This window comes from Vibrio phycocola (assembly GCF_054404255.1).
This window is the reverse complement of sequence record NZ_JBTAMQ010000004.1, coordinates 226,525-238,979: the sequence shown is the minus strand read 5'-3', so window position 1 is coordinate 238,979 and position 12,455 is coordinate 226,525. Positions and strand designations below refer to the sequence as shown.

Below are 12,455 nucleotides of genomic sequence, written 5' to 3'. Positions count from 1 at the left end.
CTTGTCTGCTTTCCAATTGACCGAAACACAACATTGCCTCAGTATGTTTAATGATGCACAAGACGCAAACTAGGGAGAGCATATGAGTAACACATACAAAGGGAGCTGTTTGTGTGGTGTCGTAACGTTTACGGTAGAGAGTTTTGATGAACGAGTCGCCCATTGTCACTGTTCAATGTGTCGTAAATTTCACGGTGCCGCCTATGCAACACTAGTGGGATCTTCTGGCTTAACCTGGCTTTCTGGTTGCGACTATTTAAAAGAATTTGTCGCTCCCAATGGCACCATAAGAACATTTTGCAGCGAATGTGGTTCAAGTATCGGCTTCCGAACTAAAGGCGTACCATTGAGTCACATAGAACTCGCAATTGCCACCTTCGACGAACCGATTCCGACTCAGCCTGATGCGCATATTTATACTCAATACAAAGCGAATTGGTGTGAGCTACACGATACCCTACCTAAGTTTAAGGAAGGTAGAGATGGTCCACGAACTTAGCAACATCAAATTTCATTCAAAACCTTTTAGGTAGCATTTAATGACAAAACGTTTTTCCGACTCATGTGAGAGAAATCAAAACCCTATTTTAGAACAACTCGTGATCCATTTTAATCGCACTCAACATGTATTGGAGATCGGCTCAGGAACGGGCCAACATGCGGTATTTTTCGCCAAACACCTACGCCACCTCGTCTGGAATACAAGTGATATGCTTGAAAACCATGCCAGCATCAATGCGTGGATCTCCGACTCAAAGTTGCCGAATGTGATTCCTCCGTTCGATTTCCATTTTGGAAAGAACAACTGGCCTGACTTACAGGTTGATGGCATTTTTACGGCCAACACCACTCATATTATGCAGCGAAATGATGCCAAGCTAATGATGGAAACGATTGGAGAAAACCTACAAACTGGAGGTCTATTTTGTCAATATGGGCCAATGAAAGTAGACGGTGATTTTACCAGCGACAGCAATCGTGACTTCGATCTTCATTTACAGAAAAATGGATATGGTGGGATTCGGGACATTGATGAATTAACAGGGTGGGCATCAAACCTCAGCCTCACTCAAACCATACCAATGCCAGCGAACAACTTCTTACTGGTTTGGAAAGCGGCATAACGAACCATGGCGAGCCGTTATGCTCTTAGAATTTTATTCTCTCTCAAGCGCAATCATCGAGAACACGTTCTAATGGGAGATAAGTGTGATAATGGCGCTTGCTGATGTTAAAAGCAGCCCTAATGAGACGACGAGAGGCCATTTCGTTGGTGTTGTTGATCGAATAATCGGCCAAATCCACACAACGATTGAAATGATCATCACGATGAACGCAAATAAAATCGAAGGAGTCGCCTGTTCAAGCTCTTGCTCAGATAGGCTTGTACCAAGCGGAATTAAGCAAAGTGAGAGACACATTGCTGCGACAACGCCTGCACAAGGAAGAAGTTTATGAAAGGCTTGCAAGCGAGTTCGCGCGATGACCAATAGAAGGTGCCCTAAAGATGCCCCTAGCAGGATTACAAATAATACCAAGGAGACCATCATCAACCACTGCCCTGACGAAACCAGCTGCATCACAAACAGTAAACCCGCTAGCACGTTGACACCAAACAGCAATTTAATCGGCCCTGATCCGCGCGTCTTTCCCGTTTTCACTTGGCTAAAATAAATCAATAGTAGTGCTCCTACCGCTAACGACGGAAGCATTGTGATCCCTGAAATCCCCCAGCCAATTGCAATAACCGGCAACGTCTTATGGATGCGCCCACGCTGACCGGGGCAAATATCGCCTTTTTCAAGAATCAGAGTTAATAGTACCAATGTGCCAAATAGCATCGGTGGTAAAAGAGCAAACACAGCGTCAAGTTGTAGCATCTAAATCAATCGTCCAACACAAACCAAATTAATGGAGCGAACTATAGCAGCCTTAATAGCGAAGATGCCAATTCTGAGGCTTCAAATTCGATATTTCCTTTTTGCGATCGGACGTTTGATATCCTGCCTATCTTGTTTCGCCCTTCTTTTTTAACATAAGCGGTTAGACATAAACTGTTACTGAATACTTGACTTATTTTCTGAAAAACACACTTTAAGGTAAACGAATTTGGTGTAATCCACTCAGTTCGTGATAAACTCCATCGCTATTTTTTCATTGATTGATTTTTGTACTATATAACAATCAGTCGATGGGAACCTCTTTATGAGACCCTATATTCTATAAGGCTTTGAATACTTTCTGGCCATGCGAGCAAAAACGACGTTTTGATGAATATTAAGAAGATTAATGAATACAGACAGTACTGGGCTAGTTGCTACGGCACCGCTCCATTTCTTCCAACAAACAAAAAGGAGATGGAACAGCTCGGTTGGGACAGTTGCGATATTATCATCGTAACAGGTGATGCGTATGTCGATCATCCAAGTTTTGGCATGGCCATAATTGGTCGCTTGCTCGAGTCCCAAGGTTTTCGTGTCGGAATTATTCCCCAGCCAGAATGGAATAATAAAGATGGCTTTATGGCGTTAGGAAAACCCAATCTGTTTTTCGGTATCACTGCTGGAAATATGGATTCAATGATCAACCGTTATACATCAGACAAAAAGCTTCGCCATGATGACGCTTATACCCCTCATAATGAAGGTGGAAAAAGACCAGATCGTGCGACATTAATCTACTCTCAACGCTGTCGAGAAGCCTATAAAGGCGTTCCAATTGTGATCGGCGGCATTGAAGCCAGTTTACGTCGAGTCGCGCACTATGATTACTGGTCAGACAAAGTACGTCGCTCTATCTTGCAAGATTCCAAAGCTGATATCCTCTTATTCGGTAACGCTGAACGCGCCTTAGTAGAAGTTGCGCATCGCCTTGCTGACGGTGAAGAGATTTCAGCACTGACACGTATCCGAGGTACGGCAGTGATGCTGTCTCAAGCACCTGAAACTATGCGTATTATCGACTCATCTCGTATTGAAAAGCCGGGCAAAGCTTATGTTCCGGTTAATCCTTATGAAGTGGAAACTCAGTGCGAAACAACAAAAAAGGCGGAAGAAGCGAAACCACAACCTATTACCATTCGCCCTTCGAAACATGATGCTGAGAATACGGCGGTACGGATACCTTCATTTGAAAAACTGGTAAATGACAGAATCTTATATGCTCATGCCAGTCGAATTCTTCATTTGGAAACCAACCCGTATTCTGGACGAGCACTGGTTCAAAAACACGGAGATCGTGAGCTTTGGGTCAATCAGGCACCTATTCCTCTTTCCACAGAAGAGATGGACTTTGTCTTCGATCTTCCATATGCCCGAGTTCCTCACCCTCGCTATGGTAAAGCTAAGATTCCCGCTTACGAAATGATTAAGACCTCTGTCAATATCATGCGTGGTTGCTTTGGCGGTTGTTCGTTCTGTTCGATCACTGAACATGAAGGTCGTATTATTCAAAACCGATCTCAAGAATCGATCATTAATGAATTAGAACAGATTCGCGACAAAGTTCCGGGATTTACTGGCACGATATCGGATCTTGGTGGCCCAACAGCCAATATGTACCGCCTAGGTTGTTCCGATCCAAAAGCCGAAATGAACTGTCGTCGTCCATCGTGTGTGTTCCCTGGTATTTGTCACAAATTAAATACCGATCACAAACATACGATTGATCTGTACCGAGCAGCACGAGAAGTCAAAGGCGTTAAGAAAGTATTAATTGCATCAGGTGTGCGTTATGACCTTGCCATCGAATCACCTGAGTATGTCAAAGAGCTGGTAACTCATCATGTGGGAGGCTACCTTAAAATAGCCCCAGAGCATACTGAGAAATCACCCCTTGATCTGATGATGAAACCGGGAATGGGGACTTATGATCGCTTCAAGGAGATGTTTGAGAAGTACAGTGTTGAAGCAGGTAAAAAGCAATACCTGATCCCTTACTTTATCTCTGCTCACCCAGGAACAGAAGATGAAGACATGCTCAACCTCGCTTTGTGGCTTAAAGGTAACAACTTCGAATGTGACCAAGTCCAAAACTTCTACCCATCGCCAATGTGTAATGCCACCGCGATGTATTATTCAGAAACCAACCCTCTAAAACGAGTTAAATACAAAAAGCGTGAAGATGTGACGGTCGCGAAAGGCGAGCGCCAGCGCCGGTTGCACAAGGCTTTACTACGTTATCATGATCCGCAAAACTGGCCGATTATTCGTGAAGCACTGACGTCAATGGGGAAAGCCCACTTGATTGGTGATAAGCCCAACTGCCTTGTACCTGCGGAAGATTTGAACAAACGCACGCCAGCACAACGTCGCCAATCTGGTCGTCACGGTGCCAATCGCTTTGCAACGAAACACACCAAGACACAGCCTGGATTTAAACCACTGGCAGAAAAAAGTGGAGAGTCCACGCCCAATTCAAAACGAAAAAAGGGCAAATCAACTTCGAACAGTCAAAGCCAGAATAAATCCAATGGTAAAGCCAATACCAACGGAAACAGACAAGGTAACGACAGTCGAGACAACTCAAATAGAGGGCAAAAACGCAAGCCCGTTCGCCAGCGTTCCATTCGCCAGAGTTAATCTGTCTATTGATAGGAAATACTCAATAAAAAAGCGCAGTCAATTGACTGCGCTTTATCATTTCAAGTTATGTAATTGAAAATAAAATTATGCGTATTCCGCTTCAAACTCTTTCATAAAGCTGACTAATGCTTGAACACCTTCGAGTGACATTGCATTGTAAATTGACGCACGCATCCCACCAACAGCTCGGTGACCTTTCAATGCGGCCAAACCGCGAGCTTCCGCCAGTTCAAGGAATTTTTCATCCAATTCTGGTTTCGCCAGTTGAAAGGGAACATTCATTCGTGAGCGGTTTGCTGGGTGGATCGTATTTCGATAAAAATCGGACCCATCAATGGCACCATAAAGCGTATCTGCTTTTTCTTTGTTAATGGCTTCCATCGCTTTCACGCCACCCTGCTCTTTTAACCATTTAAACACTAAACCTGAAAGGTACCATGCATAAGTTGGCGGTGTATTAAACATAGAATCGGTTTCTGACAAGACTTTGTAGTTCAAGATGCTAGGTAGCACATCTTTCGCTAAACCTAGAAGATCATCGCGTACAATCGCAATTGCAATCCCAGCAGAACCAATATTTTTCTGTGCTCCGGCATAAATAACGCCAAACTTACTCACATCGATTTCACGTGACAAAATATTGGATGACATGTCTGCAACAATTGGCTTATCGGTAACAGGAATATCGGTAATTTCTACACCATCAATAGTTTCATTGGGGCAGAAGTGAACATACGCAGAATCTGCTGCTATTGGCCATTCTGACGCTGGAACCACCGCAGCTTTCCCATCAATCTCGGTTTTCGCATCCACTAAGTCTATTTCACAATATTTTTTCGCTTCAGCGACCGCACTACGCGCCCAATAGCCAGCATCAATATAGGTTGCCTTAGTTTGGCTACCCAACAAATTCAGTGGTACGGCCGCAAATTGCGCACGAGCACCACCCTGACAGAACAATACTTTGTAGTTATCAGGAATCGAAAGTAAATCTCGTAAATCTTGTTCGGCATCATCAGCGACCTTGATAAACGCTTTACTCCGGTGGCTGATTTCCATTACTGACGTGCCCAAATTATTCCAATTCAAAAACTCGGCTTGAGCTTTTGCCATTACCGCTTTCGGTAATGCTGCGGGACCGGCACTAAAGTTATAAACGTTGTCAGCTTTTGGCTCCATTGACTTCTTACTCCTGAAATTCAAAATTAACTGGGTATTAAAATACAACTTACCACCCAAAATAGACAAAGACAGCCTATTTCAGATAAAGGGAATATTTAACGCAAAAATAAAGGCATTAGGGCTGAAAGAATTGGCGTCTTTTGCCCATTCGCAAATACAATGTTGCCCGCTTCGATAGTGGCAGTAAATTCGAAGTTGGCTTCAGTTTCCACAATATACTCTTTTGATTTCAGTTGATCGATGCCCAACTGTAAATTAGGTACTTGTTCGACCAAGCCTTTGGGTATTTGAACAAAAATATCGCCATTTAAAATGCCAAGTAATGTCATTGGTGCGTGTGAAATATGCTCTGTACCAGACTCGATATTTAATTTAATTGAAGAATCGATTGGCTGATTGAGATAAGACAAACCTAGCTTATCTACATTAAAAAATAATCCATGATTAACCAATGCATCAATCGCAACAATCGCTTGTTTCTCAGATTGTTGAGGATTATCAGATTGGACAATATCTAATAAAGCGCCTAGATTTTCTGCATCGATATTACCTGCTGAAATATCGATGGTAATGTCATCAAACTGCTGCTCTGAACTAATCAAGGTATCGATATTAACGACCGTATGACTGCTATATATTGCTGGCGTAGGTGTCGATTCGTTCTCTACCGCATCAACACGTTTTGAATTCAATGTATAACGAATACCTTCCGTGACTGACAATGCTTCTTCATCTGGGCGGCCAAATTCAATGCTGGCAATCGAAGCTGACTGATCACCAACCCACAAACTGTCGTGCATTTGACCTTGAGCTGAGCTTTGTAAATCAGAAAATGAAAAGAACTCTCCAAACTGATTGGTCATTTTAAGTTCTAACATATTAAATGATGCTGAAAGCACTTTATCGAGTGTTACGTCAGCCAAAAGATGGGCGGGTTGAACAGAGAGGGTCCATGCATCTTTAGAATCACTAAAGGCATAGTCGAATTGATCTAACTCGGCATCAATATGTGTATCTCCGCTCAACTGAGATTGAGTCGTAATCTGGAAAGGAATATCTGGATAATCTCGAAATTTCGTCACCGCATCGAGTGTAAACAAATTATGGTCGATAGCCGAATCTAAATACCATTCTGTTGGCAATTTATCAATTTCAAACTGCTTCTTGATATCTTGGTCCACCAGTTCGACTTTAGTCAGCACATTTGACGAAAAATAACCGCGATCATAGGACACTAACTCAACGTTCAATCGCGTGTCATCGATACGAGCAATATTATCTTGTATCAATTTCTCGCCAATTTGACCGACAACTAATGGCCAACAAGCAACCAGCAGAACCCCACCCGCTATCGCCGTGTATTTTTTTACATCGTTCATTAATTTTTAATCCTTGTATTAGCCAAGCCTAACCTTTTGTATTGCGTTGAAGAATAGGCATATTTAGGTGAGATGTCTAATTTAGACACTATTATAAAACCTAGCTCTCATACATGGGTGTTAATAGTTGGTAAAGTTTTCGATATCACTTTTGTTAAGCGAGGAACAGATGGGAAAGTTCGCTATTCTCTGCCTTGATGATAACCCAATAAATGTAGAAAACTACCAACAAGATTTGGCACGTTTCTCCAACTGTTTTGACGTATATTGTGTTGATTCATTATCCGAAGCTACACAAACTCTAGGCTACATTCACGACCAAGGACAATCCGTTGCTTTGGTCATCGCTTGCCACCATGAAGGATTGGATGGTGCAGATTTCCTCATCCAACTTGATAAACACTCTCATACACAACGCAGTCGTAAACTATTGATTAGCAGTGGACAAGATCTGCAAACCATACTCGACATTGTTAATGAAGGCCGCCTAGATCACTGTTTAACCACACCGATTCCCGAAAAGTCTCTCTACAACACTGTTCAAAAAGAACTTACAACCTTTGTTATTAAACATGCACCAAGTGATCTTCTTGATTATAGCTATATCCTGGATCAAGCTCGTTTACTTAGAGCTCATATCGATAAGTCGATGCATAACTACCGGCAAGGGTTTATCAGTGATTATCATACGATGAGTGATAATGAACTCGCAGAAAATGTCATTATCGCACTGTACGATTTTTTTCGAGTCGATGACGATACTCACGCATGTCGCACTTATTCATCCAACCACCTTCTAACCAAAGAAGGAGAGGAAAATCAGTTTCTTTGGTTTATAACTAACGGTGAAGTGGCGTTATACAAAAAAGATGAATCAGGAAAACAAAGAGAAGTCGTCCGACATCAAAAAGGAAACCTCGTGGGAGGCATGTCGTTTGTCACTGGCGAAGCCTCTTTCTCTACCGGAGTCACTCTAACAAAAACTCATGTGATTAAACTCGACCGGGAAGTCTTTGGCAAAGTCATGCATTCAAACTCCCATCTACTGCCTTTATTTACCAACTTACTCTTACGCCATTTTAACCGCCGTCTTCAACGCAGCATAACGACCAAACTCGAATTACAAAAAACCTTCGAGTCGCTCGAACAGGCTCAACAACAACTGGTCGATCATGAAAAAATGGCCATACTCGGTGAGTTAGTCGCCGGCGTCGCTCATGAACTTAACAACCCAGTTTCAGCTATCTTACGTGGCGCAGATACATTAAGTGAGAAACTGAATACAATTTTAGAATCAGATTACAACGAAACTCATCATCAACAAGGCATAGAACTGTTAAATCACTGTTTAAAAAGTCAGCCCGTGTCTACTTCTGTAGCTCGAGAAAAAACAAGGTTGCTAGAGTCTCAAATCAACGATCGGTTAACGGCCAAGAAAATGGTGAGACTTGGGTTAGAGAATAATAAACCAATAATCGAACTCGCGAAAAAACGCCCTGAGCAGGCAAAAAAACAGTTGGAACAGCTCGAAAGCTTTGCAATGACAGGAAGTTCGTTACGCTCAATTTTAGTCTGCGCACAACGTATTGCCAATATGGTTAAGAGCTTAAAAGGCTACGCGCGCGAAGACGACGAAAAATACTATCTAACGGATATCCTTGAAGGCGTTGAAGATACTTTAACCATCTTTGAAAATCAGTTAAAACATCATGCCGTGACAAAGGAATATCAACCCATTCCATCCCTCTTAATACAGCCAAATGCATTGCAGCAAGTTTGGACGAATTTGGTCGCAAACGCATTAGATGCAATTCGAGGTACTCACGGGGAAATACACGTAACGTCACAATTGGTCAATTATGATCAACTCGACTTCGTTGAAATCTCTATCGCTGATAATGGATGTGGTATAGAAAAAGAGTTACAAGAGAAAATTTTCGATCTCAATTTTACCACAAAAAAAGAAGGCAATTTCGGCCTCGGAATTGGGCTTTCTGTATGCCAACAAATTGTTAGACAGCATCAAGGTTGGATTGACGTGGATTCAAGTGTGGGAACCGGAACAAAAGTAAGTGTCACCCTTCCGATTAATAACTCGGTTGCTAAACAACAGGAAGAGGAATGATTATGCAAACCAAACATCTTATTTTATGTGTCGATGATGAACGTGAAGTCTTGGATAGTGTTAGCCAGGACTTGGAGTGTTTCGAATCATTCTTCTATCTAGAATCTGCTGAATCGGTTATTGAAGCACAACACGTTATTGACGACTACCAGCAGCGTGGTGTCCCATTGGCGCTGATTTTATGTGACCATATAATGCCCAAAAAAAATGGAATTCAATTTTTAATAGAATTAACTGTCGCCGACGAAAATAGTCGCAAACTTCTATTAACCGGGCAGGCTGGACTCGACGACACGGTGGATGCCATCAATCACGCAAGCATTGATTTTTATATTGGTAAACCTTGGAATGGAGATGAGTTGAGAGAGGTGGTGAAACAGCAACTCACACAATATGTAATTAAACATGAAGCGGACCTTATGCCTTGGTTGCCAATTTTGGACAAACAGGCGCTGTTAAATGCAATGTCTTCCCAACGCACCTCCTTTGGAGAATAAAAAGTGAACAATGACTAATTGAATTACGTATTAACATGGCATCTAAATTGCTTAATTATAGGAAAAAGCAAAAGAATGATGTCGTATATCAGTGAAATACTAGGTATTCGACAAAATACTGACACTTTTGTTCTGGCATAGATCTGCTAAGTACATATATTATAGTGATCTTTTGTTGTTAACGTTAAATAGTTCCAACTTAATAATATTTAAGGTGAATAGGTTTCAATATGCGCAAAACTCTTAGTCTGGCTTCAATAGCATTGTTTTCTTGCTCTTCATTTGCTGCGATCGATCCCAGCAGTCCCTCTGTAATGAGTAATTTTAGCTACGATTATGTCGAAGCTCGTATTGGTGTAAGCCCAACAACATATGGTGCGGGGCTCAGTCGTTCAGTTCACCCAAATGCTCATATTATTGCCAGTATTGATTCTCAATTTGATGATGATTACGATATTTCTGCTGGACTCGCATTTCACGCACCAATCAATAACTGGGCAGATTTTACCGGTGAAATGAAATTGCGTTTTCTTGATTTCGAAGGTTCTGCGAGTAATGATTCAGAAACCGGTATGGAATTGAACCTTGGTGTACGTCAATGGTTAGGTCCGCAACTCGAAGTGGGTGGTAACGCTGGGTATATTACTATTGATGATGAGGATGACTGGGTAGCAAGCGCCTATGGCCGCTTCCACTCTACAGAGTTATTCTCGATTGGCGCAAGTGTTCAATTTAACGGCTACGATAGAATCGATGACAGCACAATTTTGTTCACTGCTCGTTTCAAATACTAAGCGTTAAACTAGCAAATATTCTCTAGTTATATCTATTCGGGAAATGCATCAATAGCATTTCCCGAATTTAATTATTCATTAGTCGTTTCTATCCCATAAGATTTTATTACACTCTTCAACCAAAATCTTCTTTTCCTCTTCAGGAATAAGTGCACAATTCATACGATGTATCGCACCATATAGCCGCCAAAGCCAATCATAGGTTTCGCGAGCATAAGGGTAACGATCCTGTAACCGTATATAACATTTTACCGCACCCAAATTATGTAAGTCTTCTACCGTGTTAATCTGACAACTTATTAATTTTTTCTCCAGAGTATGGTTTAAGTTAGGTAAATGTCTCAACTGAGTCATTTTCCCAGTATCACGCTCAATTTGTTCCTCATACGCCCAATGACATGAATCAACCACAAGCTCCTTAATGGTAGAAGTGTCATTTTCGATATGATCGCTTATATCGTAATAGTTCATCGCCGACTTCGATTGCTTCTTTACGTGAATGTAAGTCGAACAACCCATACGTTTGAATTTGTGATCCAGTGTGGGACCACCACGGACATATACTTTGTCATTGTCAAATTGAGCAAACATTGCTCCACGGTAAAATACACCTATATTTCCAAATACTGACTTCGTACTACATTCTGAAATAACATCAAGGAGTAATTGAAAGAACCTGTCTATTATCATAAACACCTCGGTTAGATTAACATGTTGATTTAGTGGATTAATAACGAAACCATCAGCCTCTGCTATCATTTATCCTTATACCATTTAAAATTATAATCATTCGTCTTCCAAATGAGATAAAGCGCATACGCACCTAAAATCTATGCAACCAAAAACAACAAATGCGAACATCTTCTCATCACAAGTGAATATATTGATAAAATGTCACATTTATTGAATAGTCATTGCCGAATAGCTTCAGACGTTGCTAGACTGTATTTATGAATCTGTAATCGATAATGCTATGAATCACGTATCTTTTTTTTGGCTTCCAGAAAATAAACAAGCTGTGTATCAGTCAGTAGAGAATGAATTTTCTCACTTTCTAAATACCTCCATTAATAATGGGAAATTCATCCTGCCCCCTATTCCTAGTGTGGTATTAGATATTCAGCGACTCTGCACAATTGAAACAACAACGGTTAAGGACGTTGCGGACTGTTTAATAGATGACCCAAGTCTTACCGCAATTGTCTTGCGTATCGCGAATTCTGTTATTTTTAATCGACGTGGAATTGAGTTTAAAGATATCCACACTGCCGTTTCACGCCTTGGAATAATGCGAGTACGCGACATTGTCACGGCTCAATCCATTGAACAAATAAAGTACTCTATCCAGCTAGATGCTGAATGCGACAAACTACTTCGTGATAGTGCGATTCATTCCCGAGAACTTGGCGCTGTAATGGTTTTAGTTACACGCCAATTTCAACAAATAGATCCTAAGAAATACGCGTATTTGGAACATGATAAATCTTTAATTGTCGGGCTTCTGGCAGATATCGGCTTATTTTGCATTCTTAGTGAATATCATCTCTATCTGGAAAAAGGGAACTATATTGATAGCGAATTATCCCTACGCATTTTCGAAACAGCCTGCCCCAATGCAAGCTATCAGGTGTTAAATACATGGGGATTTGATCAAGATTTTTTAAGTGTTGCTCGGAATAAGCCTCTTGCTAATAACGATGTACCGGTTTCTTATCTCGACATTGCAAAAATTGCTTATCACCTTTTGTTGTTTCGTAATCAAGATGAGCAATATGAGCAACATGAAGTGGAAATCAATACAGCTGGAGCGGAAGTCCTCTACGAGTTAAGCAATTTAACTGACATTGAATTTGATATCGCAGTTCGAGATATACTAAATAGCACTGGTTTTTAAA

Annotated in this window: 11 protein-coding genes; 7 read left to right on the top strand and 4 right to left on the bottom strand. The window is 41.3% G+C overall.

What is annotated here, in order from left to right; genetic code table 11:
* The first annotated feature begins 82 nt into the window (after nucleotides 1–82).
* Together ACXJY6_RS07320 and ACXJY6_RS07315 are read left to right on the top strand one after the other, a co-directional pair.
* The gene (locus ACXJY6_RS07320; RefSeq protein ID WP_458767882.1) at nucleotides 83–499 is read left to right on the top strand and encodes a GFA family protein; all 417 of its coding nucleotides are present in this window, start codon (nucleotides 83–85) and stop codon (nucleotides 497–499) included.
* Between the two features lie 40 nt (nucleotides 500–539).
* Nucleotides 540–1,124 carry a DUF938 domain-containing protein gene (locus tag ACXJY6_RS07315; protein WP_458767881.1) on the top strand — a complete coding sequence of 195 codons (585 nt, stop codon included), beginning with the start codon at nucleotides 540–542 and terminating at the stop codon, nucleotides 1,122–1,124.
* Nucleotides 1,125–1,193: 69 nt separating this feature from the next.
* Here ACXJY6_RS07315 and ACXJY6_RS07310 read toward each other — a convergent pair whose 3' ends face one another.
* A complete protein-coding gene (locus ACXJY6_RS07310; protein ID WP_458767880.1) occupies nucleotides 1,194–1,880 on the bottom strand; it encodes an HI_1241 family integral membrane domain in 687 nt (228 codons plus the stop codon).
* Nucleotides 1,881–2,270: 390 nt separating this feature from the next.
* Here ACXJY6_RS07310 and ACXJY6_RS07305 point away from each other — a divergent pair, with 390 nt between their 5' ends.
* Complete coding sequence (locus tag ACXJY6_RS07305; RefSeq protein ID WP_458767878.1) at nucleotides 2,271–4,580, top strand: YgiQ family radical SAM protein; 2,310 nt, start codon at nucleotides 2,271–2,273, stop codon at nucleotides 4,578–4,580.
* An 87-nt stretch (nucleotides 4,581–4,667) separates the two neighbouring features.
* Here ACXJY6_RS07305 and serC read toward each other — a convergent pair whose 3' ends face one another.
* Both serC and ACXJY6_RS07295 read right to left on the bottom strand, forming a co-directional pair.
* On the bottom strand, nucleotides 4,668–5,762 hold the full coding sequence (gene serC / locus ACXJY6_RS07300; protein ID WP_456049485.1) for a 3-phosphoserine/phosphohydroxythreonine transaminase: 1,095 nt from the start codon (nucleotides 5,760–5,762) through the stop codon (nucleotides 4,668–4,670).
* Between the two features lie 98 nt (nucleotides 5,763–5,860).
* The gene (locus ACXJY6_RS07295) at nucleotides 5,861–7,144 is read right to left on the bottom strand and encodes a DUF945 family protein (protein WP_458767877.1); all 1,284 of its coding nucleotides are present in this window, start codon (nucleotides 7,142–7,144) and stop codon (nucleotides 5,861–5,863) included.
* A 169-nt stretch (nucleotides 7,145–7,313) separates the two neighbouring features.
* Between ACXJY6_RS07295 and ACXJY6_RS07290 the strand changes: the two genes are divergently transcribed.
* From ACXJY6_RS07290 to ACXJY6_RS07280, 3 genes are all read left to right on the top strand, one after another.
* Nucleotides 7,314–9,269, top strand: coding sequence for an ATP-binding protein (locus ACXJY6_RS07290; protein ID WP_458767875.1), 1,956 nt, complete (start codon nucleotides 7,314–7,316; stop codon nucleotides 9,267–9,269).
* Between the two features lie 2 nt (nucleotides 9,270–9,271).
* On the top strand, nucleotides 9,272–9,766 hold the full coding sequence (locus tag ACXJY6_RS07285) for a response regulator (protein ID WP_456049482.1): 495 nt from the start codon (nucleotides 9,272–9,274) through the stop codon (nucleotides 9,764–9,766).
* 230 nt (nucleotides 9,767–9,996) lie between these two features.
* The gene (locus tag ACXJY6_RS07280; protein WP_456049481.1) at nucleotides 9,997–10,560 is read left to right on the top strand and encodes a hypothetical protein; all 564 of its coding nucleotides are present in this window, start codon (nucleotides 9,997–9,999) and stop codon (nucleotides 10,558–10,560) included.
* Nucleotides 10,561–10,638: 78 nt separating this feature from the next.
* Here ACXJY6_RS07280 and ACXJY6_RS07275 read toward each other — a convergent pair whose 3' ends face one another.
* Entirely contained in the window at nucleotides 10,639–11,319 is a 681-nt protein-coding gene (locus ACXJY6_RS07275) for a TfoX/Sxy family DNA transformation protein (RefSeq protein WP_456049480.1), read from the bottom strand.
* Between the two features lie 214 nt (nucleotides 11,320–11,533).
* On the opposite strand from ACXJY6_RS07275, the gene ACXJY6_RS07270 reads away from it, so the two are divergent.
* On the top strand, nucleotides 11,534–12,454 hold the full coding sequence (locus ACXJY6_RS07270) for an HDOD domain-containing protein (protein ID WP_456049479.1): 921 nt from the start codon (nucleotides 11,534–11,536) through the stop codon (nucleotides 12,452–12,454).
* The last annotated feature ends 1 nt before the right edge of the window (nucleotide 12,455 follow it).

What these genes read in the sequence shown, in the direction of transcription:
- ACXJY6_RS07320 (WP_458767882.1), top strand. Translation starts at nt 83, where the DNA reads ATGAGTAACACATACAAAGGGAGCTGTTTGTGTGGTGTCGTAACGTTT.
- ACXJY6_RS07315 (WP_458767881.1), top strand. Translation starts at nt 540, where the DNA reads ATGACAAAACGTTTTTCCGACTCATGTGAGAGAAATCAAAACCCTATT.
- ACXJY6_RS07310 (WP_458767880.1), bottom strand. Translation starts at nt 1,880, where the DNA reads ATGCTACAACTTGACGCTGTGTTTGCTCTTTTACCACCGATGCTATTT.
- ACXJY6_RS07305 (WP_458767878.1), top strand. Translation starts at nt 2,271, where the DNA reads ATGAATATTAAGAAGATTAATGAATACAGACAGTACTGGGCTAGTTGC.
- serC (WP_456049485.1), bottom strand. Translation starts at nt 5,762, where the DNA reads ATGGAGCCAAAAGCTGACAACGTTTATAACTTTAGTGCCGGTCCCGCA.
- ACXJY6_RS07295 (WP_458767877.1), bottom strand. Translation starts at nt 7,144, where the DNA reads ATGAACGATGTAAAAAAATACACGGCGATAGCGGGTGGGGTTCTGCTG.
- ACXJY6_RS07290 (WP_458767875.1), top strand. Translation starts at nt 7,314, where the DNA reads ATGGGAAAGTTCGCTATTCTCTGCCTTGATGATAACCCAATAAATGTA.
- ACXJY6_RS07285 (WP_456049482.1), top strand. Translation starts at nt 9,272, where the DNA reads ATGCAAACCAAACATCTTATTTTATGTGTCGATGATGAACGTGAAGTC.
- ACXJY6_RS07280 (WP_456049481.1), top strand. Translation starts at nt 9,997, where the DNA reads ATGCGCAAAACTCTTAGTCTGGCTTCAATAGCATTGTTTTCTTGCTCT.
- ACXJY6_RS07275 (WP_456049480.1), bottom strand. Translation starts at nt 11,319, where the DNA reads ATGATAGCAGAGGCTGATGGTTTCGTTATTAATCCACTAAATCAACAT.
- ACXJY6_RS07270 (WP_456049479.1), top strand. Translation starts at nt 11,534, where the DNA reads ATGAATCACGTATCTTTTTTTTGGCTTCCAGAAAATAAACAAGCTGTG.